General features: G+C 59.5%; 21 protein-coding genes. 7 read left to right on the forward strand and 14 right to left on the reverse strand.

Going from position 1 to position 24002, the window contains the following annotated elements:
• Positions 1-29 precede the first annotated feature (29 nt).
• Together GVL50_RS16610 and GVL50_RS16615 are read right to left on the reverse strand one after the other, a co-directional pair.
• The gene (locus tag GVL50_RS16610; protein WP_306109863.1) at positions 30-371 is read right to left on the reverse strand and encodes a Fic family protein; all 342 of its coding nucleotides are present in this window, start codon (positions 369-371) and stop codon (positions 30-32) included.
• 127 nt (positions 372-498) lie between these two features.
• The gene (locus GVL50_RS16615; protein ID WP_178124198.1) at positions 499-2286 is read right to left on the reverse strand and encodes an ABC transporter transmembrane domain-containing protein; all 1788 of its coding nucleotides are present in this window, start codon (positions 2284-2286) and stop codon (positions 499-501) included.
• 258 nt (positions 2287-2544) lie between these two features.
• Here GVL50_RS16615 and GVL50_RS16620 point away from each other — a divergent pair, with 258 nt between their 5' ends.
• A complete protein-coding gene (locus tag GVL50_RS16620) occupies positions 2545-2724 on the forward strand; it encodes a PA1571 family protein (protein ID WP_053122106.1) in 180 nt (59 codons plus the stop codon).
• Between the two features lie 171 nt (positions 2725-2895).
• Here GVL50_RS16620 and pdxB read toward each other — a convergent pair whose 3' ends face one another.
• Entirely contained in the window at positions 2896-4041 is a 1146-nt protein-coding gene (gene pdxB / locus GVL50_RS16625) for a 4-phosphoerythronate dehydrogenase PdxB (RefSeq protein ID WP_159814299.1), read from the reverse strand.
• A 207-nt stretch (positions 4042-4248) separates the two neighbouring features.
• Between pdxB and GVL50_RS16630 the strand changes: the two genes are divergently transcribed.
• A complete protein-coding gene (locus tag GVL50_RS16630) occupies positions 4249-5658 on the forward strand; it encodes an MATE family efflux transporter (RefSeq protein ID WP_159814301.1) in 1410 nt (469 codons plus the stop codon).
• Between the two features lie 134 nt (positions 5659-5792).
• On the opposite strand, the gene tusA is transcribed toward GVL50_RS16630, so the two are convergent.
• Together tusA and rlmM are read right to left on the reverse strand one after the other, a co-directional pair.
• Entirely contained in the window at positions 5793-6044 is a 252-nt protein-coding gene (gene tusA / locus GVL50_RS16635) for a sulfurtransferase TusA (RefSeq protein ID WP_053122112.1), read from the reverse strand.
• 169 nt (positions 6045-6213) lie between these two features.
• The gene (gene rlmM, locus GVL50_RS16640; RefSeq protein WP_159814303.1) at positions 6214-7287 is read right to left on the reverse strand and encodes a 23S rRNA (cytidine(2498)-2'-O)-methyltransferase RlmM; all 1074 of its coding nucleotides are present in this window, start codon (positions 7285-7287) and stop codon (positions 6214-6216) included.
• 222 nt (positions 7288-7509) lie between these two features.
• On the opposite strand from rlmM, the gene acnA reads away from it, so the two are divergent.
• Positions 7510-10251, forward strand: a complete 2742-nt coding sequence (acnA, locus tag GVL50_RS16645) for an aconitate hydratase AcnA (RefSeq protein ID WP_159814305.1) — start codon at positions 7510-7512, stop codon at positions 10249-10251.
• 318 nt (positions 10252-10569) lie between these two features.
• On the opposite strand, the gene GVL50_RS16650 is transcribed toward acnA, so the two are convergent.
• Both GVL50_RS16650 and GVL50_RS16655 read right to left on the reverse strand, forming a co-directional pair.
• Positions 10570-11385, reverse strand: coding sequence for an aminoglycoside phosphotransferase family protein (locus tag GVL50_RS16650; RefSeq protein ID WP_159814307.1), 816 nt, complete (start codon positions 11383-11385; stop codon positions 10570-10572).
• Positions 11372-11860: an SRPBCC family protein gene (locus GVL50_RS16655; protein ID WP_159814309.1), complete on the reverse strand. Its 489-nt coding sequence runs from the start codon at positions 11858-11860 to the stop codon at positions 11372-11374. Before GVL50_RS16655 ends, GVL50_RS16650 begins: the two co-directional genes overlap by 14 nt.
• 142 nt (positions 11861-12002) lie before the next feature.
• Here GVL50_RS16655 and GVL50_RS16660 point away from each other — a divergent pair, with 142 nt between their 5' ends.
• Together GVL50_RS16660 and GVL50_RS16665 are read left to right on the forward strand one after the other, a co-directional pair.
• Positions 12003-12293 carry a hypothetical protein gene (locus tag GVL50_RS16660; RefSeq protein WP_159814311.1) on the forward strand — a complete coding sequence of 97 codons (291 nt, stop codon included), beginning with the start codon at positions 12003-12005 and terminating at the stop codon, positions 12291-12293.
• Between the two features lie 51 nt (positions 12294-12344).
• On the forward strand, positions 12345-12749 hold the full coding sequence (locus GVL50_RS16665) for a lysozyme inhibitor LprI family protein (RefSeq protein WP_159814313.1): 405 nt from the start codon (positions 12345-12347) through the stop codon (positions 12747-12749).
• Between the two features lie 116 nt (positions 12750-12865).
• Here GVL50_RS16665 and GVL50_RS16670 read toward each other — a convergent pair whose 3' ends face one another.
• The 3 genes from GVL50_RS16670 to GVL50_RS16680 all read right to left on the reverse strand — a co-directional run bounded on the left by GVL50_RS16670 (position 12866) and on the right by GVL50_RS16680 (position 16608).
• Complete coding sequence (locus GVL50_RS16670) at positions 12866-13891, reverse strand: histone deacetylase family protein (protein WP_159814315.1); 1026 nt, start codon at positions 13889-13891, stop codon at positions 12866-12868.
• Positions 13892-14045: 154 nt separating this feature from the next.
• Positions 14046-15275 (reverse strand): Zn-dependent hydrolase, encoded by a 1230-nt coding sequence (locus tag GVL50_RS16675; protein WP_159814317.1) that lies wholly within the window; start codon positions 15273-15275, stop codon positions 14046-14048.
• A 22-nt stretch (positions 15276-15297) separates the two neighbouring features.
• Positions 15298-16608 (reverse strand): MFS transporter, encoded by a 1311-nt coding sequence (locus tag GVL50_RS16680; RefSeq protein ID WP_159814319.1) that lies wholly within the window; start codon positions 16606-16608, stop codon positions 15298-15300.
• Positions 16609-16767: 159 nt separating this feature from the next.
• Between GVL50_RS16680 and GVL50_RS16685 the strand changes: the two genes are divergently transcribed.
• A complete protein-coding gene (locus tag GVL50_RS16685; protein WP_159814320.1) occupies positions 16768-17703 on the forward strand; it encodes a LysR family transcriptional regulator in 936 nt (311 codons plus the stop codon).
• On the opposite strand, the gene GVL50_RS16690 is transcribed toward GVL50_RS16685, so the two are convergent.
• The 3 genes from GVL50_RS16690 to GVL50_RS16700 are packed head-to-tail and all read right to left on the reverse strand — an operon-like array spanning position 17697 to position 20676.
• Entirely contained in the window at positions 17697-18626 is a 930-nt protein-coding gene (locus GVL50_RS16690) for a glyoxylate/hydroxypyruvate reductase A (RefSeq protein WP_159814322.1), read from the reverse strand. The genes GVL50_RS16685 and GVL50_RS16690 overlap by 7 nt on opposite strands.
• Positions 18623-19378 carry a class II aldolase/adducin family protein gene (locus tag GVL50_RS16695; protein WP_159814324.1) on the reverse strand — a complete coding sequence of 252 codons (756 nt, stop codon included), beginning with the start codon at positions 19376-19378 and terminating at the stop codon, positions 18623-18625. The genes GVL50_RS16690 and GVL50_RS16695 overlap by 4 nt, the downstream gene beginning before the upstream one ends.
• Positions 19375-20676, reverse strand: a complete 1302-nt coding sequence (locus GVL50_RS16700; protein ID WP_159814326.1) for an MFS transporter — start codon at positions 20674-20676, stop codon at positions 19375-19377. Before GVL50_RS16700 ends, GVL50_RS16695 begins: the two co-directional genes overlap by 4 nt.
• Positions 20677-20831: 155 nt before the next feature.
• On the opposite strand from GVL50_RS16700, the gene GVL50_RS16705 reads away from it, so the two are divergent.
• Positions 20832-21791, forward strand: a complete 960-nt coding sequence (locus tag GVL50_RS16705) for a LysR family transcriptional regulator (RefSeq protein WP_172680132.1) — start codon at positions 20832-20834, stop codon at positions 21789-21791.
• A gap of 12 nt (positions 21792-21803) precedes the next feature.
• Here the strand turns inward: GVL50_RS16705 and mrdA are convergent, their stop codons facing one another.
• The gene (gene mrdA, locus GVL50_RS16710) at positions 21804-23696 is read right to left on the reverse strand and encodes a penicillin-binding protein 2 (RefSeq protein WP_053122139.1); all 1893 of its coding nucleotides are present in this window, start codon (positions 23694-23696) and stop codon (positions 21804-21806) included.
• Positions 23697-24002 lie beyond the last annotated feature (306 nt).

The following is a 24002-nucleotide window of genomic DNA, read 5'->3' on the forward strand; positions in this document are numbered from 1 at the left end:
GATCAAAAGATCGCAGCCTGCGGCAGCTCCTACCTGAATGTGGGGGCTGTCGTTTTGCCCCGTGCAGTCAGGCGATACTTTTGTACTGGGCTCCTGGGCGAATCGGGGTCGGTCATTTCAATCAATTTAATAGCCAGTGCGGGTTTGAGATAGTTCGCGCGAAAGGTTGCCTTGTGAGCCAGCCCGAGGCTACCCATGAGCTCGTTTACGCTCAGGTGATCAGCCCCATCAAATACGCCGAGCAACATCGCTACTTGGTCGGTTACTTGGTCGGTTACTTGGTCGGTTGAAGGCTCATTGCTGATTGCTTCTTGCAGCGCAAGACTTAAGGCTTGAAGCATGTACTCGACGAAGGGTGTCGATTCGGCCATCCGATCCGCTTCCGACCGATTTGCTCGCTGATGTTAGCGATCACAGCAACCATTCGAGTGTTCAGGTTCAACGGCGGTTGGTAACCACTCATGTCCCCTCCAAGCATTTCCTACGGGCGCTCATCATTCATAGGTGTTGTTTAGACGTTTCCTGACCATCACTAAACTGCAACGCCGCCAGCCGTGCATACAGCGGATTACTGGCAATCAATTCCTGATGTGTCCCCACCGCGACCAATTTGCCCTGATCCATCACGGCGATCCGGTCGGCGTTTTTCACTGTGGCCAAACGGTGCGCAATCACCAGCGTCGTGCGGTTGTGCATCAGGCTCGGCAAGGCTTGCTGGATCAAGTGTTCGCTTTGCGCGTCGAGGGCGCTGGTGGCTTCGTCGAGCAGCAGGATTGGCGCGTCCACCAGCAGCGCCCGGGCGATGGCCAGACGTTGGCGTTGGCCGCCGGAAAGACCGAGGCCGCCGTCGCCCAAGTGGGTTTGGTAGCCGTCTGGCATTTGTTCGATGAAATCGTGGGCGTGGGCGATTCGCGCGGCTTCCTTGACCTGCTCCAGCGTGGCCGTCGGGCAGCCATAACGAATGTTTTCCTCGACGCTGCCAAAGAACAGCGCTGGCGTTTGCGAAACGAGGGCGAAGCAACGGCGCAGATCCAGAGGATCGAGGCGGGTCAAGGGCACGCCATCGAGGAGAATTTGTCCTTCGCGCGGGTCGTAAAATCGCAGCAACAAATCGTACACCGTGGATTTCCCGGCGCCGGACGGCCCTACCAGCGCCAGGGTTTCGCCCGCGCGGACGGTCAGATTCAAGCCATCGACGGCGTAGCTTTCTGGACGCGACGGGTAGGAAAAACGCACATCCCGCAGCTCCAACTCGCCGCGCACGCGCTCAGGCAACGTCACCAACCCGGAGGTGGGCGGCTGGATGATATTTTCCGAGCGCAGCAGTTCGGCGATGCGTTCGGCAGCGCCGGCAGCGCGTTGCAGCTCGCCGATCACTTCGCTCAGCGTGCCGAAAGCACTGCCGACGATCAGGCTGTAAAACACAAACGCCGCCAGTTCACCCGCCGAAATGCGCCCGGCGATCACGTCCATGCCGCCGACCCATAACATCACCGCGACCGCGCCCAGCACTAGCACGATCACCAGGGTAATCAGCCACGCACGCTGGAAGATGCGTTTACGCGCGGTTTCAAAAGCCTGCTCGACCGTCGAGGCAAAGCGATGCTCGTCCTGCACCTGATGGTTGTAGGCCTGCACGGTTTTAATCTGGCCAAGGGTTTCGGAGACGTAACTGCCAATGTCGGCAATGCGATCCTGACTCTGGCGCGACAGATTGCGCACACGGCGGCCGAAAATCAGGATCGGCGCGACTACAAGCGGCAGCGCGATCACCACGATGCTGGTGAGTTTGGGGTTAGTGATGAACAGCAGCACAACTCCGCCGATGACCATCAGCAGATTGCGCAGAAACAGCGACAGCGACGAGCCGATCACCGACTGCAGCAATGTCGTGTCCGCGGTAAGGCGCGACTGGATTTCCGAGCTGCGGTTGTCTTCGTAAAACCCCGGATGCAGGTACACCAAGTGGTTGAACACCTGTCGACGAATGTCCGCGACAACCCGCTCACCGATCCACGACACCCAATAAAACCGGGCAAAGGTGCCGATCGCCAGTCCGACGACCAACAGCATGAACAGGCCAATCGACTGGTTGAGCAAATGCGGCGACTGGGTCATGAAACCCTGATCGACCAGCAGCTTGATGCCCTGGCCCATCGACAAGGTAATGCCGGCGGTGACGATCAATGCGAGCAGCGCGCCAAAGGCCTGCCAACGATAGGGCAGGAGAAAATGGCTGGTCAGACGCAGGGCGCGCCGGTGTCGGGAGGAAAGCATCGAGATCATTCGGGTTCACATCTGCGCAGATGAATAGGGCCAGCCTAGTCATTGAAATGGGGTGGAACTCTGTAAATCACAATGAGTCAGGTTAAATATGCCCGTGACGACTAGCCCCTAGAGGCTATTGGTCTAAAGTTCGGGTTGAGACGAGCGGTCATTTCTGTTTGAGTGGAGATGCCGCCGCAGACAGACCGCAGGGTGCTGTCACAGCCCGGTCACGTGGCGGTTTTAACCTTGGCGAATAACCTGATGAGGAGACAGGCCATGTCCTTGCAACACAGCAGCGATGACAAGATTGAAGTGATCCGCACCAAGCCCGGCCAACCTCTGGGTTGCTCGATTATTGATAAGGATGGGCGTGAAGTACCGATCACTGAAGACATGATCCAGCAAGCGTGCAGCGAACTGGAGAAGCGATTGGTCAAGCCTGCCGAACAAGAGTGATATAGCCACCGTCTTCCTGACCCGGCCCCATTTTGGCCGGGTTTTTTCTGTCCGGGATTCGCCGACGGATCGTGTAGGAGCTGCCGAAGGCTGCGATCTTTTGATGTTGCTTGTAAAAAACAACATCAAAAGATCGCAGCCTTCGGCAGCTCCTACAGGGGTTATGGGAGGTTACGGGATTAGGATTGCACCCAGCGCCGCCACAATCTGCCGCAACACTGGCGACGCCCCTTCAATCCGCACTTTCAGCCCTTCAATCTCGCGTCGCACCGGATACTGTTTGCGCAACACATCAAACGCCGCACGCTGCTCAGCGACGCTGCCTACAAGGCTGCGGCGGAAATCCGCGTCGTCGCGGCGCGGGTCGTACACGCCACGGCACAACATCGCCAACGCCCACGCCGGATCGCTGTCGGCGTGCAGGGAAACTTCCGACAACCACGGTGCCGGCAGCAAGTCGCTGAGCTGAATGCTTGCAGGCTGGCCGATGAACTCGCAGTACGCCTGATAGATCTGTGCGGTGCCGCGTTGCTTGCCATCAAGGCTGTAACCGGCAATGTGCGGCGTTGCCAGCACGCAGAGTTCGGCCAGCGCGACGTCAACTTCTGGTTCTGCTTCCCAGACATCCAGCACTGCTTGCAGGTCTTCGCGCTCCAGCAGCACTTCGCGCAGGGCCGCGTTATCCACGACCGGGCCGCGCGCGGCGTTGATCAGCCAGGCGCCGGGTTTGAGTTGCTGCAAACGCTGCTGATCGAACAGATGCCAGGTCGCGCCGTCACCGCTGCGGGTCAACGGAGTGTGCAGGCTGATCACGTCGCACTGCTCGATGATCTGTTCGAGGCTGACGTAATCGCCGCCCTCTGCTGCCTGACGCGGCGGATCGCAGACTTTGACGTTCCAGCCCAAGCCCTTGAGGACATTGATCAGGCGACCGCCAACCTCACCGGCGCCGATCACCCCGTAAGTGCGTTTAGTCAGATCGACACCCTCTATTTCGGCGAGGGTCATCAAGCTGCCGAGCACATAGTCGACCACGCCCCGGGCATTGCAGCCGGGCGCGCTGGACCAGGTGATGCCGGCCTCGTTGAAATACTCCAGATCCAGATGATCGGTGCCGATGGTGCAAGTGCCGACAAAACGCACTTTGCTGCCTTCAAGCAGCGCACGGTTGACGTTGGTCACCGAACGCACCAGCAACACATCGGCCTGCTCGACCGTCGCACGGTCAATGGAACGGCCCGGCACCCGGCGGATTTCGCCGAAACCGGCAAAAAAGGCATCGAGCAGCGGGATATTTTCGTCGGCAACAATCAGCATGGCGGGCTCCTTGGGCGGATCGGCAGTTTAACTGTAGGAGCTGCCGCAGGCTGCGATCTTTTGATGGTGATCTTAAAAACCTAAAGATCGCAGCCTGCGGCAGCTCCTACCCGATTACAAATCCGCAACAGAGGATTTTTCCTGACTGTAACGTCAGCGGCGTAGAATGCGGCGCCTTGCGCATCAACCTTTGTGGACGCTTTGCCTGTGAATTCTGTAACTGACCAACCTGTCACCGTCTCCCTGACCCGCCCCGCGCGGATTCGTCTGGAGTTCAAAAACCTGCTCGCCCTCGCGCTGCCGATCATCATCGCGCAGCTGGCGACCACGGCCATGGGCTTCGTCGATGCGGTGATGGCCGGGCGCGTCGGGCCCAAGGATCTGGCGGCAGTGGCACTGGGCAACTCGATCTGGGTGCCGGTGTTTCTGTTAATGACCGGCACCCTGCTCGCCACCACGCCGAAAGTCGCCCAGCGCTTTGGCGCCGGCAAGCACAGCGAGATCGGCCCGATCGTGCGTCAGGCGTTGTGGCTGGCGTTGGTGGTTGGCCTGATCGCGACTGCGATGCTGGTGGCCGCCGAACCAGTGCTGCACCTGATGAAGGTCGACCCGGAGCTGATCGGCCCGTGCATGCAATACCTGCACGGCATCGCCAGTGGTTTGCCGGCGGTGGCGTTTTATCACGTGCTGCGTTGCACCAGTGACGGCATCGGCCGAACCCGCCCGGCGATGGTGCTGGGTCTGTGCGGTCTGGCGCTGAATATTCCGCTGAACTACATCTTCATCTATGGCCACTTCGGCGTGCCAGCGATGGGCGGCGTCGGCTGCGGCTGGGCCACGGCGATCGTGATGTGGGTGATGGCGCTGGGTCTGGCCGGTTGTGAGCGTTGGGCGCCGGCCTATCGTTCGAGCGAACTGTTCAGCCGTTTCGACTGGCCGCAGTGGGCAGTGATCAAGCGTTTACTGGCGATTGGTTTGCCGATTGGCATTGCGGTGTTTGCCGAATCGAGCATCTTTGCGGTGATCGCTCTGTTGATCGGCAGCCTCGGCGCCACGGTGGTGGCCGGGCATCAGATTGCGCTGAATGTCAGCTCGCTGGTGTTCATGATTCCGTATTCGCTGGGCATGGCCGTGACTGTTCGGGTCGGACAGGCACTGGGTCGTGAAGAACCGCGTGAAGCGCGTTTTGCTGCTGGCGTCGGCATGGGCACCGCGCTGGCCTACGCTTGCCTGTCGGCGAGCATGATGTTGTTACTGCGCGAGCCAATTGCGGCGATTTATACCGCCGACCCGACGGTGATTCACATCGCGGCGATGCTGATTGTGTACTCGGCGCTGTTCCAGTTTTCCGATGCGATTCAGGTTACTGCCGCCGGTGCGCTGCGCGGTTATCAGGACACTCGGGTGACGATGATTCTGACCCTGTTTGCCTATTGGGGCATTGGTTTGCCGGTGGGTTACGCCCTCGGCCTGACCGACTGGCTCGGCGAGCCACGTGGCCCGAGTGGGTTGTGGCAGGGTTTGATCGTCGGCCTGAGCTGCGCGGCGTTGATGCTGTCGATCCGCCTGACGCGCAGTGCGCGCAAGCGGATTCGGATCAGTCGTTCGGCAGGTTAAGGCCTGACGCAAGGTAAAAATGTGGGAGCGGGCTTGCTCGCGAATGCGGTGTAACAGTCGATATTTATGGTGACTGGTACATCGCATTCGCGAGCAAGCTCGCTCCCACATTTGGTTATGCGTTTGTCTTGGAGTCAGCCGTGTTTCTTGCGGATCCAGTACAGATACGTGCCGGCCTCTTCGTGTTGGCCGACCAGTTCATGGTCGAGAAACACGCAGAACTTCGGGATGTCGCGACGGGTCGAGGGGTCGGTGGCAATCACCTTGAGCAGGCCGCCGGGCACCAGGTCACGGATGTGCTGGTGCAACATCATTACCGGTTCCGGGCAGTTAAGGCCGGTGGCGTCGAGGGTACCGTCGACCGGGGTATCGATCATTTCACTCATGATTTACTCCTGAAACTGGCCGGCATTGTCGCGCAATGCCGGGTGTTCGGTCATCTATAGCGTTAAACCGCATCCTATGTAGGAGCTGCCGAAGGCTGCGATCTTTTGATCTGAATCTTCAAAAACAAGATCAAAAGATCGCAGCCTTCGGCAGCTCCTACAGGGAGAATCAGCGGGATTTTGGTTTCTTGATGTCGTGACGGCGCAGGTGGCAGGTCACTTCTTCACGGTCGTGGTACAGCTGTTTGCAGCCGATATCGACCTTGATCCCACGGGCCTTGAAGCCATCGGCGATGCGCTCAAGCAAACGCTTCACTTCGGCATAACGCTGCTTCATCGGCAGCTTCAGGTTGACCACCGCCTCGCGGCAATGCCCCTCGCCGATCCACTCTTCGAGCATCGCTGCGTTACGCGCAGGCTTTTCGACGATGTCGCAGACCATCCAGTCCACCGGTTGCTTGGGCTTGAAGGTGAAACCGTCGGCCATCAAATGCTGCACCAGACCGGTGTCCATCAGGCTTTCAGCCATCGGGCCATTGTCGATCGCCGTCACCAGCATGCCGCGATTGACCAGTTGCCAGGTCCAGCCGCCTGGCGCTGCGCCAAGGTCGACGCCGGTCATGTCACTGTGCAGACGATCTTCCCACTGATCACGCGGGATAAAGTGGTGCCAGGCTTCTTCCAGCTTCAACGTCGAACGGCTTGGTGCCTCGCGCGGAAACTTCAGGCGCGGAATGCCCATTGGCCACATCGCCGAGTTGCCAGCGTCCGCCATACCCAGAAACACTTCTCGGCCACTTTTAAACGTCAGCAACAGGCGCGGCTTACTGGCGTCGTCGACCAGTTTGCCGGCGCCGGTCAGCGCCTTCCGCAGCGGGCCTTCGAATTTCTTGCAGAAGTTCGACAGTTCCTTGCCGTCGTTGGTGTCGACGACTTCCAGCCACAGGCTGCCGCACACCGGGAAATCGGCCATGTGCGCGAGGATCACGCTGATGCGGTCGGTTTCCGGCAGATCGATGAATACGCCGCGCGCCCATTGGCGCGGGAAGATCAGCTCGGCGAAACGCTGGCCGCGCATCAGGCGCTCGGCGCCGTCTTCTTCGGTGCAGACAAACTCGGCGCAGGCGGTGGCCGCTTTGGCCTTGGCGTAACCGGCCACGTTGAGCTGGGCGGCGAGTTCGGAAATTTCCGAACAGACTTCGCCTTCGAAGCCTGGCCGGCAATGCATGAATAGGGTGTTCATTCTTACTCCTGGGCAGCGGGCGATCATTCGGCCCCTGCGCGATGCTCAAGCCTTGCGTTGAAGCAAAGCCTGTCACGAAAACCGGCGCATGATAGCCGATGTCGGAACCTTGGACTTGCCCATAGAGTCCAGTTATTAGCCAGCTAATGAAAACAGAGCTACGTTGATAGCTCTGCCCGTCCCCTCAATCCGTAGCCGTGCGGATTCAAAGGAGTGATCGTAATGCCGTCCCTCGATAGTCTGAAGACCCTCAAAACACTGCAGATTGACCAAAAGACCTACCACTATTTCAGCCTGCCGGATGCCGCTAAAAGCCTGGGCGATCTGGACAAGCTGCCGATGTCGTTGAAAGTACTGCTGGAAAACCTGCTGCGCTGGGAAGATGAAAAAACTGTCACCGGCGCTGACCTCAAGGCGATTGCCGCATGGCTCAAGGAGCGTCGCTCCGATCGAGAAATCCAGTACCGCCCTGCCCGCGTATTGATGCAAGACTTTACCGGAGTTCCCGCCGTGGTCGACCTCGCCGCCATGCGTGCGGCGATGGCCAAGGCTGGCGGCGACCCGCAGCGGATCAACCCGCTGTCACCGGTGGATCTGGTGATCGACCACTCGGTGATGGTCGACAAATTCGCCACGCCGAGCGCATTCGAGCAGAACGTCGATATCGAAATGCAGCGCAACGGCGAGCGTTACGCCTTTCTGCGCTGGGGCCAGAGCGCCTTCGACAACTTCAGCGTAGTCCCGCCGGGCACCGGCATCTGCCACCAGGTCAACCTTGAATACCTCGGCCGCACCGTGTGGACAAAGGATGAAGACGGCCGCACCTATGCCTTCCCCGACACCTTGGTCGGCACCGACTCCCACACCACCATGATCAACGGCCTCGGCGTACTCGGCTGGGGCGTCGGCGGGATCGAGGCGGAAGCAGCGATGCTCGGGCAACCGGTGTCGATGCTGATTCCGGAAGTGATTGGCTTCAAACTGACCGGCAAACTCAAAGAAGGCATTACTGCCACTGACCTGGTGCTGACGGTTACGCAGATGCTGCGCAAGAAAGGCGTTGTCGGCAAATTCGTCGAATTCTATGGCGACGGCCTCGCTGACCTACCGCTGGCTGACCGCGCGACCATCGCCAACATGGCCCCGGAATACGGCGCGACGTGCGGTTTCTTCCCGGTCGACGACGTGACGCTGGAATATCTACGTCTGTCCGGGCGGCCGCCGGAAACGGTGAAACTGGTCGAGGCGTACACCAAGGCTCAAGGCCTGTGGCGTTTGCCCGGTCAGGAACCGGTGTTCACCGATAGCCTGGCGCTGGACATGGGCAGCGTCGAAGCGAGTCTGGCCGGGCCGAAACGTCCGCAGGATCGTGTGTCGCTGCCCAATGTGCCGCAAGCCTTCAGCGACTTCATCGATCTGCAATTCAAACCCACCAGTAAAGATGAAGGACGCCTGGAAAGTGAGGGCGGTGGTGGCGTGGCGGTGGGCAATGCCGATCTGGTCGGCGAAACCGAATATGAATACGAAGGCCACACCTATCGTCTGAAAAACGGTGCGGTGGTGATCGCGGCAATTACCTCCTGCACCAACACCTCCAACCCGAGCGTGATGATGGCGGCCGGTCTGCTGGCGAAAAAAGCCGTGGAAAAAGGCCTGACCCGCAAGCCATGGGTGAAGAGTTCGCTGGCGCCGGGCTCGAAAGTGGTTACCGACTACTACAAGGCTGCCGGGTTGACGCAATACCTCGACCAGCTCGGGTTTTCGCTGGTCGGCTACGGCTGCACCACCTGCATCGGCAACTCCGGGCCGTTGCCCGAGCCGATTGAAAAAGCCATCCAGAAAGCCGATCTCACCGTCGCCTCGGTGCTGTCCGGCAACCGCAACTTTGAAGGTCGTGTGCATCCGTTGGTGAAAACCAACTGGCTGGCCTCGCCGCCGCTGGTGGTCGCCTATGCCTTGGCCGGCAGCGTGCGCAGCGACATCAGCAGCGAACCGCTGGGCGAGGACAAGCAAGGCAATCCGGTGTACTTGCGCGATATCTGGCCAAGCAGCAAAGAAATTGCCGACGCGGTCAGCCAGGTCAACACCGCGATGTTTCACAAGGAATACGCCGAGGTGTTCGCCGGTGATGAGCAATGGCAAGCCATCGAGGTGCCGCAAGCCGCCACCTATGTCTGGCAGGACGATTCGACTTATATCCAGCATCCGCCGTTTTTCGACGACATTTCCGGGCCGTTGCCGGAAATCAAAGACGTCAAAGGCGCTCGCGTTCTGGCCTTGCTCGGCGACTCGGTGACCACCGACCACATCTCCCCCGCCGGCAACATCAAGGCTGACAGTCCCGCCGGCGAATATCTGCGCGAGAAAGGCGTGGAACCGCGGGACTTCAACTCCTACGGCTCACGGCGCGGCAATCACGAAGTGATGATGCGCGGCACCTTCGCCAACATCCGTATTCGTAACGAAATGCTTGGCGGTGAAGAAGGTGGCAACACGATCTACATTCCGACCGGCGAGAAACTGGCGATTTACGACGCGGCCATGAAATATCAGGCTTCGGGCACGCCGCTGGTGGTAATTGCCGGGCAGGAATATGGCACCGGTTCAAGTCGTGACTGGGCGGCCAAGGGTACGAATCTGCTGGGCGTGAAAGCGGTGATTGCCGAGAGTTTTGAACGGATTCACCGTTCCAATCTGGTGGGTATGGGCGTCTTGCCGCTGCAGTTCAAGCTTGATCAGAACCGCAAGAGCCTGAATCTGACGGGCAACGAGACGTTTGAGATCAAAGGTTTGACGGGGGTTGAACTGACACCGCGGATGAATTTGCCATTGGTGATTACGCGCGAAGATGGGCGTCAGGAGAAAATCGAGGTGCTGTGCCGGATCGATACGTTGAATGAGGTGGAGTACTTCAAATCAGGTGGGATCCTGCATTACGTCCTGCGCCAACTCATCGCCTCATAACGCTGAAACCCATGTAGGAGCTGCCGCAGGCTGCGATCTTTTGATCTTTTTTAAATCAAGATCAAAAGATCGCAGCCTGCGGAAGCTCCTACAGGGCAAAAAAAAACCCGCCGAAGCGGGTTTTTCCCAAGACCATTATCGACTCCCTGTCGGCAGCGATCCTTGCAAATGGTCGATCATCCGTGATCCTGAAACACTCCCTGTGTCTCAGTTGATGTGGCTAGATTAACCGTGGGATCCAATCGGCAATAGTCGACATAGCTACCATCGCGTGTAGGACATTCGCCATAGCGACCCTTCCGAAAACCCTTAGACGTGTCAGGCGTCGAGCATGGAAGCGGCAATCTGCGCAACTTTCAGCTGCCCTGAGGCCTGCTCCAGTGCGTCATCTTCCAAAAACCATGCGGCGGATAGTCCGGCGAACGCCAGCACCCATTGCAGCAGTCTTTGGCGATCCATCCCGGCGGCGTCGGTTATCACCTCAAGCTGTCGGCGAAAACGTTGGGGATTGGTGGCTGAGGGCAGATCGGGATTGCAAATCAAATTGGCGTAGTCAAAACCGCGCTCGCCCGTGACCCGCTTCGGGTCGATGGCCAACCAACCACGCTCACCGAAATCCAGCACATTGTCGTGATGCATGTCGCCGTGCAACACCACCACGTCTTGCGGGTTGGCGAGCAATGTTTCTGCCGTTTCCAGGCTTAAGCCGTAGAGACCGCCATGCTGGGCCGCAGCGATTCGCAGCGAAGCAAACCACGGCCCCAGCTCCACCAACGGCGGCGGTGGCGTCGCGCGCGGCGCATGCAGCCGCGCCAGCGCCGCACACAGAATCCGGCTGGCCTCGTCGTCCTCACCATTCAGCGCCATGTGCATCAGCGAACGCCGGCCCATAGCCCGTTCCATCAGCAAGCCATCCTCGTGATGCGCCAGCACCTGCGCGGCGCCATTGCCGTCCCACCAGGACATCAGTTGGTTGCCGATTTTTTCATCGACATCCATCGCCACTTTGAGCATCGCAGGTGTATCGCCCACGCGCACTGGCAGCAAACGGCTGCCCAGCGTAATGATCGGTTCGCCGTCCGGCACCAATGACCAACGCTGCAGCCACGGTTGGAAAATGTCAGCCACCGTCACGCGCTCGGGCCTTGGCACTTTCGGTCAGGAACTCTTCAAGTCGGCTCAGTTGCTCCTCCCAGCCGCGGCTGTCCATGAAATAAGCCTCTTTCTGGCGAATATCGGGGATATGCGCGAAACCTGACTCGGAAACCTTGAGCAGTGTGCCGTCCTCGTAATCCTGCAGCTCGAACCTGACCAATGTGGTCGGTTCCTGGGAATAGTCGATCTTCGGATTCACCGCATACGGATGCCAGCGAAACGAGAACAACTGCTGCGGCTCGACCCGCTCGATCAGCACATTCCACAACACGTGTTCATAACCCGGATACGTGACCTGCCCTTGCGTCCATTCACCGGCAATAAACCGCCTGCCCTCCAGCGCCACGCCAAACCACTGGCCAAACGCCTCGGCGTCGACCAATGCACGCCAGACATGAGAACGCGGCGCCTTCAGCGAAATCTTGCGTTCGAAACTATTGGGTACTGGTTTCATACGTCACCTCCTGTTCTGAACACTAGGCTTGTATGACCACATGTCCAATGTGAAGTTGTATCAAGGAGCTATTTGGTCACCGGTGCCACGCGAAGTTGCGTCTAGACTCAAGGGTCAATCCAACGGATATCGGGAGACCGACATGCGGCCAATGCACCTCGTTCTGTGGACTGCCTTGCTGGCGCTGTCCGCTTGCGTGACTTCCGTGGATCACTGGAGCAAACCCGGTGCGACCCAGGCGACCATCGATCACGATAAAGCCGAGTGCCAATACCAGGCCAAATCGGCAACCGCCAGTTACAGCAGCGCCCCGTCGGACAAAAGCATGTCAGCGGCAGTCGGTGCCGGGGTGGGTGATGGCATCGTGGTGGCGGAGAAACAGATCGACCTGACCAATGACTGCATGCGCCTGCGCGGTTACAGCGGCAGTTGAACCTGATCGCTACAATGCGTGGCATTCCTGATACCAAAAGTGAGACCGCAAATGTCCCCACGCCTGCTGCTGGCCCTGACCCCCTTCCTGTTCCCCTCCCTCGCCCACGCCGCCATCGACTGCGCCAACGCCAGCGATCAGGCGACGATGAACCAGTGCGCCGGGCAGGATTTCAAAGCGGCGGACAAAGAGTTGAATGCGGTGTATCAGCAGATTACCGGGCGCTTGAAGGACAACCCTGATGGCAAGAAGCTGTTGGTCAGCGCGCAGCGGGCGTGGGTCGGGTTTCGTGATGCGGAGTGCAAGTTTTCGGCATCCGGGGTGACGGGTGGGAGTGTGTATCCGTTGATTTACAGCAATTGCCTGACGAGTGTGACCAAGGTGCGAGTTGAGGCGCTGAAGGAGTATTTGAAGTGTGAGGAAGGGGACATGAGTTGCCCGGTGCCGGGGGCCTGAGTTTTGCGGCGATTTTAAGGGCCTCTTCGCGAGCAAGCCCGCTCCCACATTGGAATGCATTTCAACATGTGGGAGCGGGCTTGCTCGCGAAGACTATCGGTCAAACAACCCAAATATCAGATCTGCCAAACCTCACCATTCACAAAAAACGCCCGGGCATTATCCTCAAGACTCTCCAGGTGATACCCACCCTCTTGCACAATCAAACACGGCAACCCAAGCCCGCGAATCCGCTCACCCAAGGTGGCAAACCCCTCACGCGTCACCGCCACTTTGCTCTGCGGATCCAGCTCATAAATATCGAACCCCAACGACAGCACCAGCACCTCGGCACCAAACTCACGCACCGCCGCCAATGCCACATCGAGTTGCCCAAGGAAATCCGCTTCACTCGCACCATGCGCCATCGGCAGATTGAGATTGAAGCCCTCTCCCGCGCCCGCACCGCATTCTTCGGCAAACCCGGCCACGCCCGGATAGAAGTTGGTCGGATCGCCATGCACCGATACGTAGAGCACGTCATCGCGGTCGTAGAATATTTCCTGAATGCCCTGACCGTGATGCATGTCGGTATCGAGCACCGCGACCTTGGCGAACTTGTCACGCAACACCTGCGCCGCCACCGCCGCGTTGTTCACATAGCAAAAACCACCGGCGGCTTCGGCACGAGCGTGGTGTCCCGGCGGGCGGCACAGCGCGTACGCCGCCGGTTCGCCATCGATCAACGCCTGCGCGCCCGCCACTGCGCTTTGTGCCGACCAGTACGCCGAACGCCAGGTCTGCTCGCCGACCGGGCAACTGCCGTCGGCGAGATACCGCGCGGCCTGCGCGAGGATGCCGCGCAGGGCATTGGGTTCGCGGACGAAGATGTTCGACATGACTTCATCGCCCCAGTCTTCGGGGATTTCCTTCCAGCGCGCGTGGGCTTCCTGGAGGAATGTCAGGTACGGCGCGCCGTGTACCGCGAGCAATGGCGCGAGTCCGGCGTCGGTCGGTTGTACGACGCTGAAGCCCAGATTGTGCGCGGCTTGCACCAGACGCTGCGCGCGCTCGGGGACTTCCTGCGGCGTGCGCATCTGGCCACGGGAGTAGTAACTGCGTGGATGGTGGAGCAATTGTTCTGGGTGGAAAAAACTGCGCATGGGATGGATTCCTGTCAGTTAACGTAATGCTTGAATCTGAATACATTCCCCTGTGGGAGCGGGCTTGCTCGCGAAAGCGGAGTGTCAGGCACCGACGATATTGGCTGACCTGACGCCTTCGCGAGCAAGCCCGCTCCCACATGGGGATTGGGGATTACCGGGATATTTCAGCGCGGGCCAGGACGGCGTTGAGCAGCACATCGGTGCCTTGGCGCACATCCTCGGGCAGCACGTCTTCGGCCTCGTTATGGCTCAGGCCGCCGACGCACGGAATGAACACCATCGCGGTCGGGCAGTATCGCGCTAGCAGAATCGCGTCATGCCCGGCGCCGCTGACAATCGATTGCTGAGCGTAGCCCAGCGCATCCACCGCCGATTGCACCGCCGCCACACAATCGGCGTCAAACGGCGTGGCCGGGCTGATCCAGTGCGGGGTGATCGTCACGCTCAACCCCCGCGCATCGGCGATCGCCTGCAAACGTGCGCGCACTTGTTGTTCCATCGCGGCGATAGCGTCGTCACGGTGATGACGCAAATCGACGGTGAAATTCACCAGCCCGGGAATGGTGTTGCGCGAGGATTTATTGATGCTCAGTTCGCCCACGGTGGTGAGCCCTTCGGGAGCGAAATCCGTCGCCAGTTCTTCAATCGCCTGAATCATCCGTGCCACGCCGTACAAGGCGTCCTTGCGCAACGGCATCGGCGTGGTGCCGGCATGCGCGGCCATGCCTTCGACGCGCACATCGAGCCAGCGGATCGCTTGGCCACCGCTGACCACACCGATGCTTTTCGCGTTGTCTTCAAGGATCGGGCCTTGCTCGATGTGCGCTTCGAAATAGGCATCCACCGCACCTCCCAAGGCACGGTCAGCGGCGTAACCGAGGCGCTGCAATTCTTCGGCAACGCTGATGCCGTTGGCGTCGCGCACCGCCAATGCGGCCTGCAAATCCATGATCCCGGTGAACACCGCCGAGCCGAACATCGCCGGGGTAAACCGCGCGCCCTCCTCATTCGTCCACACCGCGATTTCCAGCGGTTTGCGGGTTTTGATGTTCTGGTCATTGAGGCAGCGCACCACTTCCAGACCGGCCAATACACCGTACACGCCATCGAAACGGCCACCTTCCGGTTGGGTGTCGAGGTGGCTGCCCATCATCACTGGCGCCGCGTTCGGATCGGTGCCTGGGCGGCGGGCGAACAGGTTGCCGATGGCATCGACACTCAGCGTCATGCCCGCTTCACGGCACCAGTGGGCGAACAGTTCGCGGCCTGCTTTGTCTTCATCGCTCAACGCCAGACGGCAGCTGCCACCGCGTGCGGTTGCGCCGATTTCGGCCATCGCCATCAGGCTCGCCCACAGGCGTTCGCCATTGATCTTCAACATGAGGTGCTCCTGGAATCCGAGATTAGATTGAGGCCATTTCCGCGCGATGAGCGCTGGCATGGCGGCGTGCGAGGGACAACACGCAGATCAGCGAAACCGCAGCGATCAGGCTGTAGAACACCGCCAGCGGCCACCACTGACCGGTGAATTTGTGCGCGAGCATGGTGCCGATCAGCGGCGTCAGACCACCGGCCACCGCGCCGCAAATCTGATAGGCCAGCGAAATCGCGGTGTAGCGCACGCGGGTCTCGAACATGCCACTGACGTACCCGGCGATCACTGCGTAAAACGACGCCATGCACACCACCGCCAATGCGATGCCAAGAATGATCAGCGGCGCCTGCGCCGAACTCACCAGGACAAACATCGGATACGGCGAGGCCATCGCCAGCAACGACACCAGACACAGGAAACGCGTGGCACCGATCTTCTCCGCCGTCCATGCCGCCAGCGGCTGAATGCAGAACTGAATGATCGCAACGACGAACAGGCATTCAAGAATCAATGAGCGCGGCAATGCCAGTTGTTGAGTGGTGTAGGCGATCATGAAGGTGTTGGTGAAATACACTCCAGCGATGCCCAGCGTGTTGGCGCCGATGCACAGCAACAGTGGGCGCCACGCGGTGCGCAGAACCTCCATCACCGGCGCTTGCTCCTTACGGGTTTCCTTGCTCGCCTTCTCGCGGCTGGCGAGGAACTCCGGCGACTCATTTACGCCCAGACGAATCGCCAGACCGACCAGCAGCAACAACGCACTGGCGAGGAACGGCAGACGCCAGCCCCAGCTCATCAAGTCTTCTTCGGGCAAACGGGTCACCGCGCTGAATGCCAGCAGCGAGAGGATCAAACCCGCCGGGCTACCGAGTTGGGCGAAGGACGCGAAGAAGTTGCGCCGGCCCTTCGGCGCATGTTCGCCGGCCATCAACACCGCCCCGCCCCACTCGCCACCGACGGCGATACCCTGGACGACGCGCAGCAGAATCAGCAGCATCGGCGCGGCCACGCCGATCTGGGCGTAGGTCGGCAGCAGACCGATGCACACGGTGACCACGCCCATCATCAGCAACGTGATGATCAGCGATTTCTTGCGGCCGATGCGGTCGCCGATGTGGCCAAAAATGATCCCGCCCAACGGCCGCGCAAAGAAGCCCACGGCAAAGGTGCCGAAGGCGGCCATGGTGCTGAACAGTGGATCATCGGAAGGGAAAAACAACGCGCCGAACACCAGCGCGGCGGCGGTGGCGTAGATGTAAAAGTCGTACCACTCAATCATGGTGCCGATAAAGGCAGCGGCTGCCGCACGGCGCGGCTGGTTGGAAGCTTGGGGCTTCATGGTCGGGCTCCTTTGATTGTTTTTTTGGCAGGAGGAAAACGCTGGGGCGAGGCACTCTGGCGGTGCCTGTCTGGGAGTGATTTATCGTCCCGGGGCTATGATTAGTCAATTTTCTATTTATTATTCCGACTATTACGCCAACTTATAATCGAGGCCACGATGGCTGAGCGCGATGTACAACGTCTGCTGAATGATCGTCTGGACTGGAACCTGTTGCGCACCTTCCGCGTGATCGGCCAGGAGCTGAGCATCAGCCGCGCCGCCGCCCGTTTGCACCTGACGCAACCGGCGGTGAGCCAGGCACTCAAGCGTCTGGAAGAACAACTCGGCCGGCAATTGATCGCCCGGCGTGGCCCGCGCTTTGCCCTGACCGAAGTCGGCGAGCAGATCTTCGAACTCGCTGGCGAGATTTACGGACAGGTGTCACAGGTCGGCGGATTGCTCGAACAGCCGGCCGACGAAGTGATCGGTAAAGTGCGCCTGCTGATCATCAGCCGGATCTTCTCCGACCGGTTCGATGACTTTCTTGCCGACTTCCATCGCCAGTATCCACGGGTGGATCTGGAAGTTGATGTGATGCGCAGTTCCGACATCGTCAGCGCCTTGCAGGAGAAAACCGCGACCCTCGGCCTGAGCCTCAATCGCCGCCCGCAACCGCGTCTCGAACAGCGTTTGTTTCTGCGGCAGCGCTATGCGTTTTTCTGCGGCAAGCACCATGAATTGTTCTGTCGCGAGGACGTCAGCGAAGGCGATTTGCAGCGCGAGAATTTCGTCAGTTTTACCAGCGACCAAATTGGCGGAATGCTCTCGCCGTTGACGATTTTTCGGGATCAGCAGGGTTTCAGCGGACGCATCGTCGCGTCCTCGCCGAGCCTGGAGGAAGTGCGGCGACTGGTGATCGCCGGGTTCGGGATTGGTTGCTTGCCGGAGCATGTGGTGGCGGCCGACGTTGAGGCGGGATTGCTCTGGCGACTGCCGCCTCACGAAGGGATTGCCGATGTCGACATCCATTTACTGTGGAACCGCGACCAGCGCATGAGCCGCGCCGAGACACTGTTTATCGAGCGCTTGCAGGCGTGTCTGGCGGATCAATAACCCAGCGTTCTGTCGGCGCTGTTGAGTAGCTCTTCCCCCGAATTCAGTCGTCGGAAGTTCTCCGCAATCTGCTCGGCGATGCAGTCGTGGGAAGCTGCCGAGGCCATGTGCGGGGTGATCGTTACACCGGCGGTTGTCCAGAGTGGATGGTCGCTGGGTAATGGTTCCTGATCGAAGACATCGAGTATCGCACCACGCAGTTTTCCGGTTTGCAGAGCCTGTTGCAGATCCTCGATATTCAAGTGTGCACCGCGTCCGACATTGACCAGTGCTGCGCCGGTGGCCAGGTGTTCGAACGTGGTTTGATTGAGGATGCCGCGCGTCTCGTGGGTCAGTGGCAACAGGTTGATCAGCAGCTCCACGTTGTGCAAAAACGCCGTGAAGGATTCCGAGCCGGCGAAGGTCTGCACACCCGGCAGATCCTTGGTACTGCGCGCCCAGCCGCGAACGTCGTAACCCGCTTTGGTTAAATCCTCAGCGATGGCGCTGCCGAGCGATCCCAGGCCCATGATCCCGATCCTGAACTGACTCGCCGGGCGTTGCTGCGGCCGCTCCCAGTGCTGGCGTTTTTGCTGTTGCAGCACCTGATCAAATCCCCGGTGAAAGTGAATCACCGCCCAACGCACATACTCGGTCATGCCTTGCCGATGACCGGGATCGACCACCCGGCACACCGGCAGATCCGGGCACGACGGATCGTGCTCCAGATGATCGATACCGGCGGCGACCGAGTGAATCACTTGCAGATTGGGCAACGCGGCGAGACTCCCCGGCAGCGGAAACCAGCACGCCGCGATCTGTGCATCAAGCGCTCGCGGGTCATCGGCCAGCACTGCCGTGAGGTGCGGCGCGCTGCGTGCAAACGCTGCCTGCAATTGCTCGAGCAACAGCAAGTCGCGGGACAACAGTGCAACGGTGCTCATGACAGATAAGACTCGCGCTGGGATTCGATCAGGGTCAAAGCGGCCGCCCAGGCCAGGTCGATGATGTTGTCCTGTTCATCGCGGTCGAACTGTTCAGCGGTGTGCGCGCAGACCTCGTGGGACGGATAATACAGCTCCGAACCACCGGCCAATGCCTGCACTTGCGCCTGACAGGCACGCTCGAGAAAGTGGATTTCCTGAAAGGCCTGAGCCACGCCCGAGCCACCAACCAGCAAACCGTGATTGCGCAAAATCATCGCGCGGTGCGGGCCGAGGTCGGCGATCAAACGCTCGCGTTCATCCAGCGACAGCGCGATGCCTTCGTAGGTGTGATAAGCGAGTTTGCCGTAGAACTTCAGCGCGTGTTGGCTGATCGGCAGCAAGCCTTGTTTTTGCGCAGCGACGGCCATCCCGGCGGCGGTGTGCGTGTGGATCACGCAGTTCAGATCCGGGCGCGCCATGTGGATCGCCGAGTGAATGACGAAGCCTGCGGCGTTGACGCGATGACCCGCATATTCAGGGTCGACAATGTTGCCGTTCTGATCGATGCGCACCAGATCCGAGGCGCGCATGCGGTCGAAAATCACCCCGTAGCGGTTGATCAGAAAATGATGCTCCGGCCCGGGAATACGCAGGGTGATGTGCGTGTCGATCAGGTCGGTCATACGGAAATGCGCGATCAAGCGATACAGCGCGGCGAGCTCACAGCGGGCATGCCATTCAATCGGATCGATGTGGGCAGGTTTACTCACGAATACACCTCTTTGTTGGAATGCAGAACGACCGGTGCGGCACGCAGCCGAGCGAGGCCACAGACACCGATCAGCGACACGGTCGAGAGCAATGTGAAGAACACCGCCAATGGCAGCCATTGCCCGGAAAATTTGCTGGCCAGCAGCGTGCCGATCAAAGGCGTGGTGCCGCCGGCGAGCGCGCAGCTCAATTGATAGGCGATGGAAATCCCCGAATAGCGCAGATGCACCGGAAAAGCCTGAGTCATGTAGCCGGCAATCACTGCGTACAGCGCCGACAGGATCACCACCGCGACGGCGATGCCGAGGGTCATCAGCAAAATGTTTTGCGTGCCGACCAGCAGGAACATCGGGTATGGCGTGACCATGCACAGCAACGCAACCAGCGTCAGGAAGCGGCCTTCGCCAATGCGTTCGGCCAATAGCGCCGACAGCGGTTGCGAGAGCAGTTGAATCACCGTGACCAGAAACAGGCAGTCGAGAATCGTCGCCCGCGAAATGCCCTGGTATTGGGTGACGTAGGTGATCATGAAAGTGTTGGTGAAAAAGAACCCGGCCGAGCCAATGGTCACCGCAGCCGCCGCGAACAGAATCTGCCGCCAGCACTGACGGATCACGTCTTTCACCGGGTATTTCGAGGTTTCGTTGTTCTCTTTGGCCTTGGCGAATTCCGGCGATTCATGCACGCCGGAACGGATCATCAAACCAACCATCATCAGCACGCCACTGGCGAGAAACGGCAGACGCCAACCCCAGGCGAGAAACTCTTCCGGCTCCAGCGAAGTGACGAGGCGGAAGGCGATCAAGGCCAACAACAATCCGGCAGGACTGCCGAGTTGAGCGAAGGATGCGTAAAAGGTTTTGCGCTTGGCCGGCGCATGTTCGCTGGCCATCAACACTGCCCCGCCCCACTCGCCACCAACGGAAATCCCTTGGATCAGGCGCAACACGATCAAACCGATCGGCGCCCATATGCCGACGCTGGCATAGCTCGGCAGCAAGCCGATACCGGCAGTCGCCAGGCCCATCAGCGCCATCGTCACCAGAAGCATTTTCTTGCGCCCGAGACGGTCGCCCAAATGACCGAAAACCATCCCGGCCATCGGTCTGGCGATGAAGCCGACGGCGAAGCTGCCGAAGGCTGCGAGCGTGCTGGTGACGGGATCTTCGCTGGGGAAAAACACTTGCCCAAGCACCAGTGCGGCGGCAGTGGCGTAGATGTAGAAATCGTAGAATTCGATGGTCGTGCCAATGAAGGCAGCGGCCGCGGCGCGACGCGGCTGAGCGGTGGTGTGCATGCAAGGACCCTGTGTATTTATCGTTTTTTTGGGCAGGTTTCAGGCGGCTGACGGTCACGCTCTGTGGCGCTTGTGGGCTTTATCGCTTCCGTGACAGGATTAGTCAATTTTCAAAAACTTAATGCTAGTATTAGCTCTGCTACTACATGGAGTGTTTGATGTCCTCTTCCAACCCTTGGGTCGGTCGGCGCTTTCTCAATGATCGGCTGGACTGGAATCTGCTGCGCACCTACCTGGTAATCGGCCAGGAAGGCAGCATGAGCCGCGCCGCTGCGCGCTTGCACATCACCCAGTCGGCAGTGAGTCAGGCATTGAAACGCCTCGAAGAACAACTGGAATGTGTGCTGATTGCGCGCAGCGGACGGCGCTTTGATCTGACCGAAACCGGCGAGGAAGTCCTGCGTATCGCGGCGGATATTTATGGCGATATTTCACGACTGGGTACAGTCATCGAGCATCGCCATGATGACGTGGTCGGCAAGATCCGCATCCTCACGGTCAGCGGTGTGCAGGCGCGGCACTACGATGATTTTCTGGCGGACTTCCATGAAACCCATCCGAAAATCGAGCTGGAAGTCGAGGTGATGGGCAGCTCGAACATCATCAGTTCACTGCTGCAAAAAACTGCCACGGTGGGCGTTGGCCTATGTCGTCTCGCGCAACCACGGCTTGAACGGCGGGTGTTGTTTCGCGAGACCTACGCGTACTTTTGCGGGCAGCGCCATCGGTTGTTCGGGCAACAGAATCTGTCGCTTGAGGAATTGGCGGCGGAGAACTTCGTCAGCTTCACCAGTGATCAGCTCGGCGGCAATCTATCGCCGTTGACGCTGTTTCGCGATCAGCAAGGGTTCACCGGCAAGATCGTGGCGTCTTCCACCAGTTTCGAAGAGATATACCGATTGATCTGCGCCGGATTCGGCATCGGTTGTCTGCCGACGCATCTGGTGCGGCGCGATGTCGAGCAAGGTCTGCTCTGGCGGTTACCACCGGAGGACGGCGTAGTGGATTTCGATATCGAGCTGCTGTGGAATCGCGAGCAGAAGATGACTCAGGCCGAGACCGTGTTCCTCGACAGCTTCCAGCACATGCTCAGCTTGCGTGAGCCTGTGCTGTGAAGCTGTAATCGATCAAACGTGCGGATCGCCCGGCGCCTTGGCTGGCGCCGCGTATTGCGGCTTGAGATGGCCATCCTGATCAAGTAGCCAGGCGTCCATGATCTGCCGCACCACAGGACCTGCAACACGGCCACCGGCCTCACCGTTTTCGATCATCACCGCAATCGCAATCTTCGGATGCTCGGCCGGCGCGAAGCCGACGAACAAGGCGTTGTCGCGATGGCGCTCGAGGGTTTTCTCGCGGTTGTAACGCTCACCCTGCTTGATCGCCACCACCTGCGCCGTACCACTCTTGCCAGCGATGCGGTACTGCGCACCGGCCGCTGCTGCACGAGCAATGCCTCGCGCATCGTGCATCACCATCTGCATACCGTGGTTGACCTGTTCCCAATCGCGCGGGTCTTTGAGCAGGATGTTCGGCATCGGGTTCTCATCGACCGGCGCAACGCCATCGACGGTTTTCGCCAGGTGCGGACGATTCCACACGCCTTTGTTGGCGATCAGCGCAGTGGCCTGAGCCAGTTGCAGCGGCGTGACTTGCATATAGCCCTGGCCAATACCGAGGATCACGGTTTCACCCGGGAACCAGGCTTGGCGGCGGGTTGCGCGCTTCCAGGCTTGCGACGGCATCAAACCGGGCGACTCTTCGAACATGTCCAGCGAGACTTTTTCGCCAAGGCCGAACATCGCCATGTAGTCGTGCAGGCGATCAATGCCAAGCTTGTGCGCGAGGTCGTAGAAGTAGGTGTCGTTGGAACGCATGATCGCGGCGTCCATGTCTACCCAGCCGTCGCCGCTGTGGTTCCAGTTGCGGTACTTGTGATCGAAGTCCGGGAGTTGGTAGTAACCCGGATCGAAGACGCGGGTTTGCGGCGTCACGACGCCAGCATCGAGACCGGCGATCGCCACTTCTGGCTTGATGGTCGAACCCGGCGCGTAGAGACCGCGCAGCACACGATTGAACAGCGGCCGGTCGATAGAATCACGCAGCGCCGAATATTCCTTGGAGCTGATGCCGGTCACGAACAGGTTCGGGTCGAAACTCGGGTTACTGACCATGGCCAACACTTCACCGGTGGCCGGGTCGAGCGCTACTACGGAACCGCGACGATCACCCAGTGCGGCCTCAGCGGCTTCTTGCAGGTGGACGTCGAGGCTGAGAACGATGTTTTTACCCTGTACCGGATCCGTGTGCTTGAGTACACGCAGCACTCGGCCCTGGGCGTTGGTTTCCACTTCTTCGTAGCCGACGTGGCCGTGTAGCTGGGCTTCGTAGAAACGCTCGATGCCGGTCTTGCCGATGGATTGCGTGCCGCGATACTCGACCGAGTCGAGGGTCTTGGATTCTTTTTCGTTGATACGGCCGACGTAGCCGATCGAGTGGGCGAAATGCGCACCGAGTGGGTAGTGGCGGACGAACTGCGGTTCAACATCGAGCCCGGGCAGGCGGAACTCGTTAACTGCCAGAACGGCGATCTGTTCTTCGGTCAATTCATAGAACAGTGTCACCGGCGTGAACGGATGACGCGACTGCTTCATCGCCTTGTCGAACACCGTGCGGTCTTCGGCAGGCAGGTGCAGGAGGTTGATGACCTCATTCAGCTCTTCATTGACGTCGGTGGCGCGTTCGCGGGTGATGATCAGGTTGTAACTGGGACGGTTGTCAGCCAGCAACACGCCATTGCGGTCGTAGATCAGGCCGCGTGTGGGCGGGATCGGCAAGACGTGGACGCGGTTGTTTTCGGAGATGGTCGAGTGGTAATCGAACTCGACCACTTGCAGGATGTACAGGCGCACCACCAGGGCACAGCTGACTGCAAAGACGAAAAGAGCACAGGCGATCAACCGTTTGTTGACCAGACGTGTCTCTTTTTCGTGATCCTTGATCGGGATAGGTTCAGGCATTTCTACAGCAACTCTTTGACATAAATTAATGCCGTTCCTTGGGCATGACATCAGTCCGTTAAAAAACGAGCTGCACCATACCAAAAACTGACCGGTCACTTCAGAACGTTTTTCTCCAATGGCAGGTCTTGCGACGGTTGGAACGGTCTCAACGCGTCGTGAAAACTTTTCCTGCGGGCAAAACAAAACCCCAACTGCTTTCGCAATTGGGGTTTCGGAATTTAATCTTGACGATGACCTACTCTCACATGGGGAAACCCCACACTACCATCGGCGATGCATCGTTTCACTGCTGAGTTCGGGATG

This window comes from Pseudomonas sp. 18058, assembly GCF_902706155.1.
Taxonomy (GTDB): domain Bacteria; phylum Pseudomonadota; class Gammaproteobacteria; order Pseudomonadales; family Pseudomonadaceae; genus Aquipseudomonas; species Aquipseudomonas rustica.

Excerpts from the sequence above, each read along its gene's own strand:
- pdxB (WP_159814299.1), bottom strand. The coding sequence starts at position 4,041 with ATGCTGATTGTTGCCGACGAAAATATCCCGCTGCTCGATGCCTTTTTT.
- mrdA (WP_053122139.1), bottom strand. The coding sequence starts at position 23,696 with ATGCCTGAACCTATCCCGATCAAGGATCACGAAAAAGAGACACGTCTG.
- tusA (WP_053122112.1), bottom strand. The coding sequence starts at position 6,044 with ATGAGTGAAATGATCGATACCCCGGTCGACGGTACCCTCGACGCCACC.
- GVL50_RS16680 (WP_159814319.1), bottom strand. The coding sequence starts at position 16,608 with ATGAAGCCCCAAGCTTCCAACCAGCCGCGCCGTGCGGCAGCCGCTGCC.
- GVL50_RS16670 (WP_159814315.1), bottom strand. The coding sequence starts at position 13,891 with ATGCGCAGTTTTTTCCACCCAGAACAATTGCTCCACCATCCACGCAGT.
- GVL50_RS16690 (WP_159814322.1), bottom strand. The coding sequence starts at position 18,626 with ATGAGCACCGTTGCACTGTTGTCCCGCGACTTGCTGTTGCTCGAGCAA.
- GVL50_RS16700 (WP_159814326.1), bottom strand. The coding sequence starts at position 20,676 with ATGCACACCACCGCTCAGCCGCGTCGCGCCGCGGCCGCTGCCTTCATT.
- rlmM (WP_159814303.1), bottom strand. The coding sequence starts at position 7,287 with ATGAACACCCTATTCATGCATTGCCGGCCAGGCTTCGAAGGCGAAGTC.
- acnA (WP_159814305.1), top strand. The coding sequence starts at position 7,510 with ATGCCGTCCCTCGATAGTCTGAAGACCCTCAAAACACTGCAGATTGAC.
- GVL50_RS16655 (WP_159814309.1), bottom strand. The coding sequence starts at position 11,860 with ATGAAACCAGTACCCAATAGTTTCGAACGCAAGATTTCGCTGAAGGCG.
- GVL50_RS16615 (WP_178124198.1), bottom strand. The coding sequence starts at position 2,286 with ATGATCTCGATGCTTTCCTCCCGACACCGGCGCGCCCTGCGTCTGACC.
- GVL50_RS16660 (WP_159814311.1), top strand. The coding sequence starts at position 12,003 with ATGCGGCCAATGCACCTCGTTCTGTGGACTGCCTTGCTGGCGCTGTCC.
- GVL50_RS16685 (WP_159814320.1), top strand. The coding sequence starts at position 16,768 with ATGGCTGAGCGCGATGTACAACGTCTGCTGAATGATCGTCTGGACTGG.
- GVL50_RS16665 (WP_159814313.1), top strand. The coding sequence starts at position 12,345 with ATGTCCCCACGCCTGCTGCTGGCCCTGACCCCCTTCCTGTTCCCCTCC.
- GVL50_RS16675 (WP_159814317.1), bottom strand. The coding sequence starts at position 15,275 with ATGTTGAAGATCAATGGCGAACGCCTGTGGGCGAGCCTGATGGCGATG.
- GVL50_RS16610 (WP_306109863.1), bottom strand. The coding sequence starts at position 371 with ATGGCCGAATCGACACCCTTCGTCGAGTACATGCTTCAAGCCTTAAGT.
- GVL50_RS16620 (WP_053122106.1), top strand. The coding sequence starts at position 2,545 with ATGTCCTTGCAACACAGCAGCGATGACAAGATTGAAGTGATCCGCACC.